The 16,824-nt window shown below is 31.6% G+C and carries 11 protein-coding genes; all 11 read right to left on the reverse strand.

Annotated features, from left to right (window positions below):
* Window positions 1–125: 125 nt before the first annotated feature.
* The 11 genes from murB to ftsE all read right to left on the reverse strand — a co-directional run bounded on the left by murB (window position 126) and on the right by ftsE (window position 16,773).
* A complete protein-coding gene (murB, locus tag D2A34_RS04945) occupies window positions 126–1,040 on the reverse strand; it encodes a UDP-N-acetylmuramate dehydrogenase (RefSeq protein WP_079437975.1) in 915 nt (304 codons plus the stop codon).
* A gap of 598 nt (window positions 1,041–1,638) precedes the next feature.
* Complete coding sequence (gene uvrC, locus D2A34_RS04950) at window positions 1,639–3,516, reverse strand: excinuclease ABC subunit UvrC (protein ID WP_079437972.1); 1,878 nt, start codon at window positions 3,514–3,516, stop codon at window positions 1,639–1,641.
* 123 nt (window positions 3,517–3,639) lie between these two features.
* Window positions 3,640–5,118: a peptidoglycan D,D-transpeptidase FtsI family protein gene (locus D2A34_RS04955; RefSeq protein WP_079437970.1), complete on the reverse strand. Its 1,479-nt coding sequence runs from the start codon at window positions 5,116–5,118 to the stop codon at window positions 3,640–3,642.
* A gap of 3 nt (window positions 5,119–5,121) precedes the next feature.
* Entirely contained in the window at window positions 5,122–6,342 is a 1,221-nt protein-coding gene (locus D2A34_RS04960; protein WP_119365917.1) for an FtsW/RodA/SpoVE family cell cycle protein, read from the reverse strand.
* 264 nt (window positions 6,343–6,606) lie between these two features.
* The gene (locus tag D2A34_RS04965; protein WP_079437968.1) at window positions 6,607–7,050 is read right to left on the reverse strand and encodes an FHA domain-containing protein; all 444 of its coding nucleotides are present in this window, start codon (window positions 7,048–7,050) and stop codon (window positions 6,607–6,609) included.
* Between the two features lie 318 nt (window positions 7,051–7,368).
* On the reverse strand, window positions 7,369–10,194 hold the full coding sequence (gene uvrA, locus D2A34_RS04970) for an excinuclease ABC subunit UvrA (RefSeq protein WP_119365918.1): 2,826 nt from the start codon (window positions 10,192–10,194) through the stop codon (window positions 7,369–7,371).
* Window positions 10,195–10,270: 76 nt separating this feature from the next.
* On the reverse strand, window positions 10,271–12,244 hold the full coding sequence (gene uvrB / locus D2A34_RS04975) for an excinuclease ABC subunit UvrB (protein WP_079437966.1): 1,974 nt from the start codon (window positions 12,242–12,244) through the stop codon (window positions 10,271–10,273).
* A gap of 205 nt (window positions 12,245–12,449) precedes the next feature.
* Window positions 12,450–13,775 carry a signal protein PDZ gene (locus D2A34_RS04980; protein ID WP_079437964.1) on the reverse strand — a complete coding sequence of 442 codons (1,326 nt, stop codon included), beginning with the start codon at window positions 13,773–13,775 and terminating at the stop codon, window positions 12,450–12,452.
* A gap of 10 nt (window positions 13,776–13,785) precedes the next feature.
* On the reverse strand, window positions 13,786–15,051 hold the full coding sequence (locus D2A34_RS04985) for a S41 family peptidase (protein ID WP_079437963.1): 1,266 nt from the start codon (window positions 15,049–15,051) through the stop codon (window positions 13,786–13,788).
* 155 nt (window positions 15,052–15,206) lie between these two features.
* Window positions 15,207–16,097: a permease-like cell division protein FtsX gene (ftsX, locus tag D2A34_RS04990; RefSeq protein WP_079437962.1), complete on the reverse strand. Its 891-nt coding sequence runs from the start codon at window positions 16,095–16,097 to the stop codon at window positions 15,207–15,209.
* A complete protein-coding gene (gene ftsE / locus D2A34_RS04995) occupies window positions 16,087–16,773 on the reverse strand; it encodes a cell division ATP-binding protein FtsE (protein ID WP_079437961.1) in 687 nt (228 codons plus the stop codon). The genes ftsX and ftsE overlap by 11 nt, the downstream gene beginning before the upstream one ends.
* Window positions 16,774–16,824: the final 51 nt, after the last annotated feature.

Genomic DNA, 16,824 nt, shown 5'->3' on the forward strand with positions numbered 1-16,824 from the left:
TCAAAGCACATAAACCTCTTGTCTAATGTGCATTAATATTAAAATTATATCACACTATTAATATTAAATCATAAAAAACCCAAAAGTCTCAAAACTCTTGAGTTTAATATGCTCTTATATTTACATTAATCCTCACCTAATATTCTAACTTCAGGATATAAATCTACGCCAAATTGTCTCTTAACTTCCTCTTTAACATGATTTATTACTCCTAATACGTCCTTCGCTGTTCCATTATCTTTATTGATAACAAACCCCGCATGCCTTTCAGAAACACAAGCTCCACCAATTGTAAATCCTTTTAATCCTGCATCTTCAATTAATTTCCCTGCAAAATGACCTTCCGGTCTTTTGAATGTACTTCCTGCTGATGGATATTCTAATGGCTGTCTTTCTTCTCTTCTTTTAGTTAATTCATCAACTCTAGCCTGAATTTTCTCTTTATCACCAGGCGTTAAGGCAAATGTTGCACTTAAAACTATATATCCCTTTTGCATAACAACAGATTGTCTATACCCTAAGTTCAATTCTTCCTTAGAAAGAATTTTAATTTCCTGATTATCATCTAATACTTGTGCACTTTCAATGACAAAGGAAATTTCTCCATCATAAGCTCCCGCATTCATAAACACGGCTCCGCCTACACTACCCGGGATGCCACATGCAAATTGAAAACCTGCTAGGGCCCCTTCCGTCGCTGCTGCTGAAACGTCCTTAAGTAATGCACCACATTCCGCAGTAATTCTATTTCCTACTCGTTCTATCTTGTTAAGTTCGCATAACTTTATCACAACACCTCTAATACCACCATCTTTAATTAAAAGATTTGATCCATTTCCTATAACATAAAATGGAATTTCATTTCCTTTACAAATCTCGATAGCTTCTCTGACTTGTTGTATATTGTTTGGAGTTAAGAGTATATCCACTGGTCCCCCAACCTTAAAGTATATATGTTCACTCATTTTCGCATCCAATTGAATTTGTGCCTCGTTATATATGTTACTGAACAAATTCTTGTATTCTTGATAATGTTTCATGCTAAAACTCCTCAAACATTTATATTAATCACATTAGGCACATAAAAGAAAATAATAAACCAAGATGAAATGCATATTTCGTGTCAGACAAGGAAGTAAATTCTGCTCATAGCTAGCTATTGGTAGAATTTGCTGATAAGCAAAGAACCTAAATCTATGATTTGATTATGGTCGCTTATTTGTGCGCACTCAGCAAACATATGCGAGTCAAGCTTCCGCTATGACGCGAAATATGCAAGCATACTGGTCTATTATTTTCTTGATTGTGCTTCAATTTACATGATATAGAATAATGCATATATTAATCTAACACAAGTAAATTTTTTATTCATTTTAAATTTAACCACGTAAATTTTTATTCCGTACTATTATAGCATAATTTATTTATTTTGTTCATGTTTTTAGTCACATTCAAAAAAATAACAATTAGTATATTAATGTATTCTGCACTATACTACGTTGATATGTTAGCTTGGTCCTTTCATAACAAAAACTTCACTTCTTATCTAGTGCAGAATATACATAGTATCTTTAACTTGTTATCTTATCCTCAGATAGATTCAAATAAGCTATAACTTTATACTAGTTTTCACTTAAATTAAGTCTCACTAGCTTTCGTATCTCTAAAATATGTAAAAATGCTATTAGCAGCTTTATTATCAATTGACTCGGTTTCAAGTAGTTCATCAAGCGTAGCCTTCTTAATGTTATCAATACTTCCGAATTTCATAAGAAGCGCCATTCTTCTCTTTTGCCCGATATTAGGAATATCATCAAGTATTGAATGTAAAGTCCTCTTATCCCTTAGACTCCTATGATATGTAATTGCGAATCTGTGAACTTCATCTTGAATTCTTCTTATAAGCTGCATTAAATCAGAATTCCTATTTATTATCAATTCATTGTTATTATAGATTATTCCACGGGTTGCATGATGATCGTCTTTTACTAACCCACATACAGGTATATTTATACCTAATTTCGCCAAAACCTCAAGTGCTACATTCACTTGGCCCTTTCCGCCATCCATCATAATCAAATCCGGAAAATTCGAGAACTTTCCATTAGAAAAATTAATCTTCTTTTCTTGAATTTCATGTATTTCCTTTAATCCATGAGAAAACCTTCTTTCCAGTATTTCTCTCATACTATCATAATCATTAGCACTTTTTACAGTTTTTATACGAAACCTTCTATAGTCACTATTTTTAGCTTTTCCATCTTCAAATACAATCATTGATCCAACTGAATCCACTCCTTGTATATTGGATATATCATAGGCTTCCATCCTAAACGGTAAAGTATCAAGCCCTAACAATTCTTTTATATGTTCTAAAGAAAGTCTATTTACTTCTTTATCTCTCAAAATTTTGTCTTTAAATTGATCAAGAGTAATTTTCGCATTATTTTTGACAAGTTCCAACATATCTTTTTTCTCACCTTTTAGCGGAATCTTGACATATGCCTTCGCCCCACGTTTAATACTTAAAAACTCTTCTAGTGCCTCTATTTCATCACTTTCAGGAATATAAATATTTTTAGGAACTTTTGGAGTTCCTCTGTAGAATGAAATCATAAATTGTGAAATAATTGTCTTATTTTCCTCATGAGCACTATCTTCAATCATGAAGTGTTCTCTTCCTGTTATTTTTCCATCCCTTAGAAAGAATACTTGAATACAGCAGTCTTTTTCATCCTTATAAATATTGATAAAGTCTTCATCACTTTCTTGAGATTTGAACACCTTTTGTTTTTCTGCTATATTTTCAATAGCTAAAATCTTATCTCTTAATGAAGCAGCTTCTTCAAATTCTAAGTTGATTGAACATTCCTGCATTTCCTTTTTTAATTTATTTAATAGAGTCTTATCTCTACCACTTAGAACATCCATTATCTCATTAATCATTTTTCCATACTCAGCCTTTGTAATGCGTCCTTCACAAGGTGCATTACATTTCTTTATATGATAATTCAAGCATGCCCTTGTCGGCTTTCCACCTTCTACGATTAACTTTTTACAATTTCTTAAAGGAAATATTTTTCTAATTAAGTTTATCGTTTCATGGACAGCCCCTGCATTAGGATAAGGTCCAAAATATTTATTTCCATCCCTAGCATGATTTCTTGTTATAAATATTTTAGGAAAATCTTCATTAGTTGTTACTTTTATAAATGGATAAAATTTATCATCTTTTAGTGAAATATTATACTTGGGGCTATATTTTTTAATTAAATTACATTCTAATATTAAAGCTTCCATTTCAGAATCTGTAACTATATATTCAAATTCAGAAATATTTTTCACCATTGCTTTCACTTTTTCTGAATGGTTTTTTGAATTTTGGAAGTACTGTCGCACTCTGTTCTTCAATACCTTTGCCTTACCAACATAAATTATTTCGCCAAGAGCATTTTTCATCAAGTAAACACCAGGTTTATCAGGTAGAATCTTCAACTGAGCCTTGAAATCAAACATAATATTCACCTCCATTAATAATGCACAATTCACAACTCATAATCAAAAAATGCCATAAACGCTATTATGACTTATCAGTCCATTCAATTATTTATTGTTTATTGTGCATTGTAAATTATATATTTATTGGGGAATAGCGGTCTTTATGACTCTACCTGCAACTTGGGCTGCTGCTATAGATCCATATCCACCATTCTCAACAATTACTGCAACTGCAATCTTCGGATTACTTGCTGGTGCAAATCCTATAAACCATGAATGAGGAGTTGCATTTTGTCCATTTGGAAGAATATAATCTGCTGTACCAGTTTTACCAGCTGCTTCTGTTCCTTGAAAGTAAGTCCAACTGCTGTTAACCTTAGAATCAACTAAATACTTCATGTAATCTTTTATAATAGCTGCATTAGTTGGACTAAGAACTTGCTTATACACCTTTGAATCAATAGATTTTACAACATTTCCATCCTTATCTACTATTTTGCTAACTAGCGTTGGCTGCATCATTTTCCCATTGTTAGCTATAGTACTTGATATCAATGCCATCTCCATTGGTGTAGCTAAGATACTACTTTGACCTATTCCTGTTTGTGCTATACTTCCAACTTCAGCTGCCTTTAATGTTGGAAATTGGCTTTTGGCAATATTAAAACCTTCTGCTTCTATACTGTTATTAAACCCATAACTTTCCGCTGTGGTTTTCAATTTTTCATTACCAAGCTCCATTGCTAAAGTACCAAATACCACATTACTTGATACCTTTAGTGCTTCCCTCAAATCTAAAGTTCCATAAACAGCACCGTTTGCATTACTTAATGACTGCTTAGAATTAAATACTATCTTTCCATCATCCTGAAATGTCCTATTAGTAACACCTTGTATATTATCTAATGCACTTGTTAATGTAACAGTTTTAAATGTTGATCCTGGAGGATATAATCCAGATGTTGCCCTATTAATAAGAGGGCTGTTATCTGCTGTTCCTTCATTAGCTGCTTTCATAGATTTTTCTAAATCATTTGGATTATATGTTGGTTTCGAAATCATTGCAAGTACTTCTCCAGTCTTAGGATTCAATGCAACTACAGCACCTCTGTTATCACCGAGCGCATCATATGCTGCCTTTTGAAGGTTTGGATCTAATGTAGTTATAACACCATTACCAATCTTAACTTCATCTTCTTTTCTACTCTCAAACATCTCTTTTAATTTAGCAATACTAAAATCTTTAGTCAAATTCATAAAATTATTCGTAATCTTATTGTAACTTGTTAGTTCAGTATCATAGCTTGCTTCTAATCCTGTTAATCCATATCTAGGATCAACGTATCCCAAAGCATGAACATATAAATCTCCATTAACATAAGTCCTCTTTTGTGTAAGAGCATCTACTCTTGCACTTGTTGTTAGTGGATTCTTATTCTTATCATATATAGTTCCTCTTAATACCTCATTTCTTCTTGCCCAAAGTCTCTGATTTCCTTGCTGATCAGCTATATTAGGCGCTGAAAAAACCTGAAAATATGCAATATATGAAATAAGAGCTACGAATAAAAATAAAAATACTACCATTACTTGTTTTATACTATCAGAAATATTTTTCAATTTTTATCCCTCCTCCGATATCTTTTGAAGTACAGCCAACGCAAAAAACATGCTTATCATAGAAGATCCACCATAACTTATGAGAGGTAATGTTATTCCTGTAAGAGGTATCACCGCAAAAACACCTCCAATAATAACCAGCACCTGACAAGCTATCATCGCACTCATTCCTATAGTTCCCAACTGTGAAAACTTATCTTGAACTCTGAAAGCAGCTCTCATTCCTCTGTAGAAAAACAAAAAATATATTATCATAATTCCCATACCAAATACCATACCAAATTCTTCACAAATTACTGCAAAAATCAAATCTGAAGTATTAACAGGTACAAAACCTGGATAACCCTCACCTAGGCCAGATCCAAACATCCCACCTGAAGATATTGAATATAATCCTTGGACTATTTGATATCCACCTGTATCTTTATAACCCCAAGGATTCTGCCAAATCATAATTCTTTGTCTCACATGTGGAAATATCTTATATGCAAGGAATGAGCCTACTACAAATAAAGTGAATGTAATTGCCACATACTTTTTCTTTCCAGTTGCAACATAAAGCATTGTTATTGCAATTCCAAAAAATATTAAGGCAGATCCTAAATCCTTTTGCATAACCAAACAGCCTAAAGAAAACATCACTACAAGCGCTGGCTGCCAAAGTTGATTAAAATCCTCTATAATGTTGTTTTTATCCTCATAATCTTTTAATGCAGATGCCAAATAGACTACAAAACTGATTTTACCAAACTCAGATGGTTGAAATCCCATTCCGCCAATAAATACCCAGTTAGTTGCTCCATAGACTTCTGTTCCAAGTACTAATGCCATTGGCATAAAAACTATAGTAGTTATTAAATAAACTTTTTTATATTTTGCGAAATCCCTTAAATCTGGTATTACCGCTACCAGTGCAATAAATATAATAATCCCTACAGTAAACCAAATTAATTGTTTCACTGCAATACTGGAATCTAATCTATATAATACTGCCATTCCTATAACAGACAATAGACATGCAAAAGTAATTAGAAACTTATCTCCCTGCGGATAAAACTTTCTAATTAGAATTTGTGTAATTGTTAAAAATACACATACTACCACTCCCATATATATTGCCCCTACATCCATAGGCTCCTTTAATATAGCTATATCTACAAAAAGTGCCATGCATAAAAGATAGGTTAAAATCAATAACTTTACCTCATCCATTTTTATCTTCAATTTTTATCACCTCATTGTTTCCATTTCTTTAATAAATACTCTCTTAAACATTATAGAATGGCATTCTTGTTCTAAACAGATCATTTTGAATTTTGAACTTCCTTAAACTAATTTATTAAATATAACTTCACAAAATTTCTTGTAAGGCTCAGCTGAAGATTTGTCAATAATCTCCAGCTGAGCCTCACTGTTTTTTAAACTTCGAATAATTCATTCATAAAAACATAATTATTAATCTATACTATAATTCCTTTATAATAGTCTTTATTTTAAAATCTTAAAAACTGCAGTTCCAATCATTATCTCATCTTTATTAGATAACTTTGCTTTACCATTTAGCTTACTTCCATTTAGAAAAGTACCATTAGTACTATTCAAATCCTCTATAAATAGTAAATCATTCCTAACAATAATCTTTGCGTGATTCCCAGAAACATGTGGATCTCCCAATACAATTGAATTATCATCTTTTCTGCCTATTGTTAAATCTGATCTTATAGGAATAATTGATCCATCCTTTAAGTCCTTACCTTCTCCAGAATTTATAATTTCTAGCCCAAAATTCCCCTTGGCAATAGGTGGTCTTCTTTTCTTTCCACCATTTTTAACATCTCTATACATTATCTTAAGTGCATAGTATATTATTACATATAAAATAATAATAAACACTACTCCAAAAATCCCAGCAATCATTTTCGAAAAACTCATATTTTCACCTCAATATTTATTTCTGTATCATAATCATATGGAAAATAATTTTATAAAAGATATATTTATAATTGCTTAATCACTCAATATACCTTATCTATGATTATACAACAAAAAAACAGGTATGACATATAAAAGCACTACTTATTAAGATTATTTTCATAATTAATCAATTGTTTTTATAATGTCTACTTTTAATATTTTGTTATATAAGAGCCCAATTGTCAATTTTCAATTATTGACAATTGGGTAGTAGCAAACATTAATCTAGTAGTATTAATAATATAATCTTTAAATATTACTCTTATTTTCATACTATTATTTAAGAATATTCTTTAAATATTTCCCTGTATATGAAGCATCAACTTTACACAGTTCCTCTGGAGTTCCTATTTTAATAATAGTTCCTCCCTTGTCTCCACCTTCTGGCCCTAAATCAATTAGATGATCTGCACACTTTATCATATCTAAATTATGTTCAATTACAACAACAGTATTTCCTGCATCAACTAAGCTTTGAAGTATTTCTATTAATCTGTTAACATCATCTACATGTAGCCCAGTTGTTGGTTCATCTAATATATATAGTGTTTTTCCTGTACTTCTCTTAGATAATTCATATGCCAATTTAATTCTTTGAGCTTCTCCTCCTGATAATTGAGTTGACGGCTGACCTAATCTTATATATCCAAGTCCAACATCATTTAATGTTCTTAATTTATTTTCGATTCTTGGTATGTTTTCAAAGAATTTTAACGCTTCTTCAACTGTCATATTTAATATATCATCTATATTTTTTCCTTTATACTTAACTTCTAGAGTTTCTCTATTGTATCTCTTTCCTTTACAAACTTCACATGGTACATACACATCTGATAAAAATTGCATCTCAATTTTAATTATTCCATCCCCAGCACAAGCTTCACATCTTCCACCTTTAACATTAAAACTAAAACGTCCTTGCTTGTAACCTCTCATTTTCGCTTCTGTAGTTTGTGAGAAGAGTTCTCTTATTATGTCAAATGTACCTGTGTAAGTCGCTGGATTAGATCGTGGAGTTCTTCCTATTGGACTCTGATTTATATCTATTATTTTATCAACATTTTCATAACCAACTATTTCTTTGTGATTTCCTACGGGGTTTTTACTCCTATTTACTAATCTATTTAATCCCTTATAAAGTATTTCATTTACTAATGTACTCTTACCTGATCCTGAGACCCCAGTTACCATAGTTAAGGTACCAAGAGGTATTGACACACTTACATTCTTTAAATTATTTTCTTTAGCACCTATAATCTTTATATTTTGTCCATTTCCTTTTCTTCTTATACTTGGAACAGGAATTGATTTTTTCCCAGTTAAATATTGTCCTGTTATGGATTTTTCACAGGCTTTAACTTCATCAAGAGTCCCCGCAACAACTACTTCTCCACCATGTTCACCTGCGCCTGGACCGATATCAACAATATAGTCTGCTTCCTTCATAGTATCTTCATCATGCTCTACAACAACTACAGTATTTCCAACATCCCTTAAATTTTTTAGAGTATGTATTAATCTATCATTATCTCTTTGATGTAGCCCAATACTAGGTTCATCTAGAATATATAATACACCCATTAAAGCAGAACCAATTTGAGTGGCAAGTCTTATTCTTTGAGATTCTCCTCCTGATAGTGTTCCAGAATTTCTTGATAAACTTAAATAATCCAAACCAACATTCAATAAAAATTGTAATCTATTTTTAATTTCCTTTACAATTTGCTCACTAATAATTCTATTCTTTTCAGAAAATTCTATTCCATTTATAAATTCAAATTCTTCTTTTATTGACATGCTCGTGAATTCATATATATTTTTTCCAGCAATAGTAACTCCTAATACTTCTTTTTTCAACCTAGCGCCTTTACATTTAGGACAGAAATCATTACTCATATACTGTTCTATTTCACCTTTAATAAGATCCGAGTTACTTTCCCTATACCTTCTGCCTAGTGCATTAATTTCCCCTTCAAATGCGTAATTATATATGGCCTTGATTCCCTCTTTAACATATTCAACTTTAAGTTTTTTGCCCTCTGTTCCATATAGTATTAAATCAATGTGTTTTCTATCTAAGTCTTTTATAGGTATATTCAAATCTAAGCCATATTCTCTTGTTAATGCTTGAAGGATTGCATACGTCCAAGAATCCTCCTTAAGCCTCCCACTTCCCCAGCTTGCTATTGCACCTTCCATGACACTCAATTCTTTATTGGGTATAACTAGTTTTTCATCAATTTCCATTAGACTTCCAAGTCCGTCACAATGATCACACTTTCCATATGGAGCATTAAATGAGAATAATCTTGGTGATAACTCATCAATACTTATACCACAATCAGCACAAGCAAAATTCTCACTAAAAAGAGTTTCCTCTCCTCCAATTATACTTGCTATGGCTAGCCCTTCTCCCATCTTTAATGACGCTTCTATAGACTCAGTAAGTCTACCTTCAATTCCTTCTTTTAAAACAATTCTATCTATAACAGCTTCTATATTATGTTTTTTGTTCTTATCTAATTTCACTTCTTCTTCTGTTAAATCATAAATTTCTCCATCAATTCTAGCCCTAACATATCCATTTTTCTTTATATTCTCTAATATCTTTTCATGGGTACCTTTTCTCCCTTTAACTACAGGAGATAATATTTGAATTTTAGTTTTATCCCCATTGCTCATAATTTTATCAACAATTTGATCAACAGATTGTTGAGTAATTTCTTTACCACACTTTGGGCAATGTGGAATTCCAACTCTTGCATACAATAATCTTAAATAATCATATATTTCAGTTATTGTGCCGACTGTAGACCTTGGATTCTTACTTGTTGTTTTTTGGTCAATGGATATAGCCGGTGATAAACCTTCTATATACTCAACGTTTGGTTTATCCATTTGTCCTAAAAATTGTCGTGCATAAGAGGATAAAGATTCCACATATCTTCTTTGCCCTTCTGCATATAATGTATCAAAGGCCAAAGATGACTTACCAGAGCCTGATAAACCTGTAAGTATAACTAATTTGTCTCTTGGTATTTCTAAACTGACATTTTTTAAATTATTAACTTTCGCACCTTTGATTACTATTTTATCGTTCATTACATTAACCTCCTAATTTAATACACAATGCACAACTTAAGTTGTGCATTATGTTTTAGCAATTGTATATCCCTTGTTATTTCCCATTCTTAATTTCATTAACAATATCTCTAAGTTCTGCGGCTCTTTCAAATTGTAGATTTTTTGCAGCTAAAAGCATTTCTTCTGTAAGATCTTTAATTAACTTATCCTTTTCCTTCTTCGTAAGTTTTTTCTTATCAACTGTCTTATATTCTTCTACTTCTTCTGCAACCCTTGTCGCTTCTATAATATCCCTTACATCCTTAATTATTGTTGTTGGTGTTATTCCATTTTTCTCATTATACTCTTTTTGCAGTTTCCTTCTTCTTTCTGTTTCTTTCATTGCTTTATCCATTGATTTTGTTATATTATCTGCATACATTATAACTTTACTTTCTGAATTTCTAGCAGCTCTTCCAATCGTCTGTATTAATGATGTTTCTGATCTTAAAAAGCCTTCTTTATCAGCATCAAGAATAGCAACTAAAGCAACTTCTGGTATATCTAATCCCTCTCTCAAAAGGTTTATTCCTACTAACACATCATACTCGCCAAGTCTTAAATCTCTGAGAATCTTCATTCTTTCAATTGTATCAATATCTGAATGCATATATGTTACTTTTACACCAAGCTCAGTTAAATATTTAGTTAAATCTTCTGCCATTCGCTTAGTCAAAGTTGTTATCAGCGTTCTAAAACCTTGTTCGATAGTCTTATTAATTTCCCCATATAAATCATCTATTTGCCCTTTGATTGGCTTTACAATAATCTCTGGATCTAGTAATCCCGTAGGTCTTATAATCTGCTCCGCGATCTCCTCTGAATTATCTATTTCATAAGCAGCTGGTGTTGCACTTACAAAAACTATTTGATTCATTTTTTTCTCAAACTCTTCAAATTTTAAAGGTCTATTATCGTATGCGCATGGTAATCTAAAGCCATAATCAACTAAAGTATTCTTTCTTGACCTATCCCCAGCATACATTGCTCTAACTTGTGGTAGTGTTACATGACTTTCATCAATAAACATAAGAAAATCTTCTGGAAAATAGTCTATTAATGTTTTAGGTGGTGTTCCAGGATCTCTACCATCTAATATCCTTGAATAATTTTCTATTCCACTGCAATATCCCATCTCTTTTATCATCTCAATGTCAAAATTAGTTCTTTGTCTTAACCTCTGAGCTTCAAGAAGCTTATCTTGAGCATTAAGCTCTTTTAATCTTTCCTCTAATTCCCCTTCTATCATGCCAATTGCCTTATCAACTGTTTCTCTTGAAGTTGCAAAGTGGGATGCAGGAGTGATTGCCACATGATTTCTTTCCCCAAGTATAGTTCCTGTTAATACATCAAATTCTCTTATTCTGTCTATTTCATCACCAAAGAATTCAATTCTAATTCCTTTGTTAGAATATGATGCTGGGATTATATCTAAAGAATCGCCCCTAACTCTAAAGGTTCCTCTTGAAAAATCTATATCATTTCTTTCATATTGAATTTCTATAAGTTTCTTTATGATTTCATCTCGTTCTTTTTCCATACCAGTTCTTAAACTTATAGTCAACTTTTTATATTCATCAGGATTACCAAGTCCATATATACATGAAACAGATGCAACAATTATTACATCTCTTCTTTCAAAAAGAGCTGAAGTAGCTGAATGCCTTAATTTATCAATTTCATCATTTATGGAAGCATCTTTTTCGATAAATGTATCTGTCTGAGGTACATATGCTTCAGGTTGATAATAATCATAGTATGATACAAAATATTCAACTATATTATTTGGAAAAAATTCCTTGAATTCTGAACATAATTGAGCCGCTAGAGTCTTATTGTGGGCTAAGATTATAGTAGGCCTTTGTAATTTTTCAATAATATTTGCCATAGTGAATGTTTTTCCAGAACCTGTTACTCCCAGCAATGTTTGCCCTCTATTATTGCAGTTTATTGAATTAACCAGCTTATCTATAGCTTGAGGCTGATCCCCAGTTGGTTTAAATTTAGAATGTATTTTAAATTCTCCCATTATACTACCTCCATTTCGAACAGACATTCGTATATATATGTATATTTTACTTTTCATTAAGTATTAAGTCAACAAATTATACTATTAAATTTTTCTAAGTAACTATAACTTTTTAAGTATTATCCAAAAACACTAAGTATTATAATCTGTTTAAAGAAAAAAGTGGCTAAGCCACTTTAATATATTTAAATTAGTATATTCAATTTTATCTATCCTTATCAACTTTATTTTTTTCACATTCATTGTTATCCGAATCCATAATTGAACTTAAGACACTTTTAAAGTTGCTATCATCAACTGGTATTACATCTTCTTCATTTACATTTCTAGGCACAACTAATACCCCTAGCCTAGTATTGTTGCTATGTCTAAATTCAACCTTTTTTAGCTTTCCTTCAAAATTCTTAATTTCTAAAACAGTATTATATAAGCTTTCTTTTAAAATCGAATACACTTCTGCTTCCGAATTAACATCTTTACCATTTACGGATACAAGCTTATCTTCTATACATACATTAAATTCTCTTACTTTTGAATCAGATGAAATTTCTAAAATAATTAATCCCTCTTCATCACTTACAAACTTTGGTGTTCTTTTTTCCTCATCCTCAGCTTGGATTCTTAGCATAAACTCGTGTCCAAAAGGCATTAATATTATAACTAACATTTCACCTATAATACCAAATCTTGCAATCTGAGCTACCATAATTAAAACTATACCATAAAATAATACATATAATCCTGATGATATAGCCTTCTCTCTCTTAGTTCTTGTAAATGTAATCGATGAATAACCAAGAACTGTATAAAAAGGCAATATTGAAATAATACCACTTGTTATTAAACTCAACCCTGATGTTGTTTTAATTAACGGCCACCATTCTGGATTTTGTATAAGTGAAGTTGAATAATCAATAGCTGGATTATTAGATGCAAGCGCTATCATTATTGATATTGGTAATACCCAATATCTTTTTAAAGCATATCCCCCCAAAATTTTTCCACTCTTGCTGGTGAATACCGGCACTGCTCCTCTATCACCATCAAACATAACCAATATTCCCTCAACTATATGAAAAACTCCTATAAAAACACCTAAATAAAGTATATCAACTACTAAAAAACCATTATTCCAAAACTGTTCATAAAATTGGCCCATGCCCTTTATGATTATACTTATAAACCCTACTATAGCACCAGAATAAGCAAAACATATTAATCTCGGTTTTATGAACATTAACAATATTGACAATATCAACAAATAGGCAATTCCCGAACTTTCATTAAATACTACACCTAAACTAGTTAATATCAAACTTCCTACGCATCCCCCTATAATCCCTAAAACAAGTTGAGATAGTGTAAGTTCAATGGTTGAATTCACACTACCTCCTAAGATTATTTTCTGCATAGTCACTATTCTTTTATTTTTTAAATATAATGTTGTTCCTAGCGCAACCAGTAAAAATACAAGTGGGGGAGTTACTATAGCACCTGCTATATTTCTTAACGTGTATATAAATAAACTCATTTCATCCCCCCTATTGCATCTTTTCCTGTATTTTAAGTATTGCCGCCTTCAGTTGATCATCTGAATTCTTATCATATCCATTCTCATTTATTCCTACAGGCGTTGCGACTTCTACATCCGGAGTTATTCCCTTCTTATGAATATTCTCACCATTAGGGGTATAATACTTTGAAACAGTTACTTTAAGACCGCCAATTCCATCATTAAACTTAAATGATTGTTGAACTATTCCTTTTCCGAATGTGGTTTTACCTACTATCGTTGCTGCTCCATAGTCTCTTAAAGCTCCCGTAACAACTTCTGAAGCACTTGCACTATTCTCATTAACTAAGATAACTAATGGAATTCCTTCTGCAATACCACCAACCGATAATGAATCATTTCTATTATTATATTTATCAATTGTATAAGTTATTATTTTATCCTTTGGAATGAATTGAGATGCTACCCCTACTGCTTCCACTAGCAATCCTCCTGGGTTTTCTCTTAAATCAAGTATTAGACCTTTCATTCCTTGAGTCCTTAATGATTCAATAGCCGTTTTAAAGTCTTCCGTAGTATTTTCATTCATAAAAGTCATTATGCGAATATACCCTGTGGACGAATCAATCATATTGCTCTTCACCGACTCAATTTTCACTTTTTCAGGTACCACGCTAACATCAAAATCTTCTGAACCTGCTCTTTTAATAGTTAGTTTTAATTCAGAGCCATTAGCTCCAACAATCATAGATGTTGCTTTACTAAGATCATTTCCAGATACATCTGTATCATTAATCTTTTCAATTATATCATTTTCTTTTAATCCAACCCTTTCAGCAGGTGCCCCTTTAGTCGTTTCTATAATTGTAACCTTATCATCCTTTAACGTCACAGTAACACCTATCCCAGTAATATTACCACTACTTTGTTTCATCAAATCATCAAATTCCTTATTATTCATAAATACAGTATATTGATCATTTAATGACTTTGTCATTCCCTTGATAGCTCCTTCTAAGAGGACATCATCATCTATATCTCCATCAAACTTTTCTATTAACTTATCTCTAACTGTAAAGAGTGCAGAATATTTACTCCGATCATTAATTTGTCCTGCTGTGCTTACAACTTCTGGCGATGTTTTTACTAAAAATACACCTTTTGTAGCAATATAATTCCCTGCAAAAAAACATGCACAAGCAATAGCTACCATAAGACAAAACATAGGCAATATTAAAAATACTTTTCTTTTTTCTCTCTTATTTGCAAATATATATTTTCTTGATTCCTTCACCTATAAAGACTTCCTTTCATATGCGTTATACATATAATCCTTTAGTTAACATCTTTATAGTGCAAGGCGGATTATTATGTAGCTTATTTTCAAGATTTTATGGTGTCTTATTATTTTATCCCTATAGCATTTATATTTATACTTATTTGCAAAAATTATACCACTAAAAACTTTCTTAGTGCAATTATACTAGCAATTCCACCAACTACAATTCCACCAATCATAAATTCCCATGATAGTGTCGATAAAACATAAGTTGTTGGTACAAGACTAATAAACACTAATTGAGAAGCAATCCATTTAACTAGTAAGTCATATGCAAAATACAATGCGACACAAGCTAAAGTTGCTCCGACAAATCCTATTACCATGCCCTCTATAACGAATGGCCATCTAATAAACCAATCAGTAGCTCCTACAAATTTCATAATTCCAACTTCTCTTCTTCTTGAATAAACCGTTAACTTTGTTGTATTCATTATTAAGAAAATTGAAACCCCTACAAGAACTACAAACAATCCAAAACCAACGACCTTAATACCGTTCACAATTCCTATGATTCTATCAACCAGTTCCTGTTGATCACCTACAGTCTCTATTCCTTCTAAATCTTTTAATCCTTCTGTCACCTTAGATGCATATTCCGGAGACTCCAATTTCACTGTGAATGAAGCATTAAATGGATTGTTCTGTAACGTGTATCCTTTTAATAAACCTTCGTTATCATTGGTAGTACTTTGGAAGTTTTTATATTCGTCTTCTTTTGATAGATAAATCACGTCTTTTACTCCATCAATTTCCCTCAATTTAATTTCGATTTCCCTTTGATCAATTAATTTTATATCATCTTTAAGGAAAACCTTAAGTTCAACCTTATTTTGAACATTATTTATTCCTTTATTTATGTTATTTGCGATTAACATAAATATCCCCAAAACAAAGAAGGTTATAAGAACAGTAATTATTGAAGCAATACTAATAGTTTTATTTCTTTTTAAACTTGTAAAAGCATCTTTAATAAAATGTGTAATAGTATTAATTTTCATCTTCGTACTTACCTCTTTTCTCGTCTCTAACTATTTCTCCTTTTTCTATAGCTATAACTCTTTTCTTCATATAGTCAACAATTTCTTTAGCATGAGTAGCCATTAAAATAGTGGTTCCTGCCTTGTTTATATCCTCAAGTAATGACATTATTTCTCTTGCTGTATCTGGGTCTAAATTACCTGTAGGCTCGTCCGCAATCAAAACAGATGGATTATTAACCAATGCTCTTGCTAAGGAAACTCTTTGCTGTTCTCCCCCTGACAACTCATTTGGAAACATTTTGTATTTATGAGATAACCCAACTAATGATAACACCATTGGGACTCTTCTTCTAATATCCTTTGGCGAAGCCTCTACAACTCTCATTGCAAATGCAACATTTTCGTATACGTTAAGGGTTTGAATTAATCTAAAATCTTGAAATACCATTCCTATTTTTCTTCTATAGTATGGTATTTGTTTTCTAGTTATTGCTGATAAGTCCTTATCCCCGACAATTACCTTTCCATTGGTAGGATCAACTTCTTTTAAAAGCATTTTTATAAAAGTAGATTTACCAGATCCACTTGGTCCTACTAAAAATACAAATTCTCCTGATTCTATCTCAACATTAACATCCGACAAAGCTTTCACATTATTATCATAAATTTTAGATATTCCTCTAAATTCAATCATACTCAAACACTCCTTCTTTATTGTATATTTTGCAAATTAATTGCAAAACCT

Source organism: Clostridium chromiireducens (genome assembly GCF_003575225.1).
GTDB classification, from domain to species: domain Bacteria; phylum Bacillota; class Clostridia; order Clostridiales; family Clostridiaceae; genus Clostridium; species Clostridium chromiireducens.

Bases quoted from the DNA above. Each gene is read 5' to 3' on its own strand.
- uvrB (WP_079437966.1), bottom strand. From the start codon at position 12,244: ATGGGAGAATTTAAAATACATTCTAAATTTAAACCAACTGGGGATCAG.
- D2A34_RS04965 (WP_079437968.1), bottom strand. From the start codon at position 7,050: ATGAGTTTTTCGAAAATGATTGCTGGGATTTTTGGAGTAGTGTTTATT.
- ftsE (WP_079437961.1), bottom strand. From the start codon at position 16,773: ATGATTGAATTTAGAGGAATATCTAAAATTTATGATAATAATGTGAAA.
- uvrC (WP_079437972.1), bottom strand. From the start codon at position 3,516: ATGTTTGATTTCAAGGCTCAGTTGAAGATTCTACCTGATAAACCTGGT.
- murB (WP_079437975.1), bottom strand. From the start codon at position 1,040: ATGAAACATTATCAAGAATACAAGAATTTGTTCAGTAACATATATAAC.
- D2A34_RS04980 (WP_079437964.1), bottom strand. From the start codon at position 13,775: ATGAGTTTATTTATATACACGTTAAGAAATATAGCAGGTGCTATAGTA.
- ftsX (WP_079437962.1), bottom strand. From the start codon at position 16,097: ATGAAAATTAATACTATTACACATTTTATTAAAGATGCTTTTACAAGT.
- uvrA (WP_119365918.1), bottom strand. From the start codon at position 10,194: ATGAACGATAAAATAGTAATCAAAGGTGCGAAAGTTAATAATTTAAAA.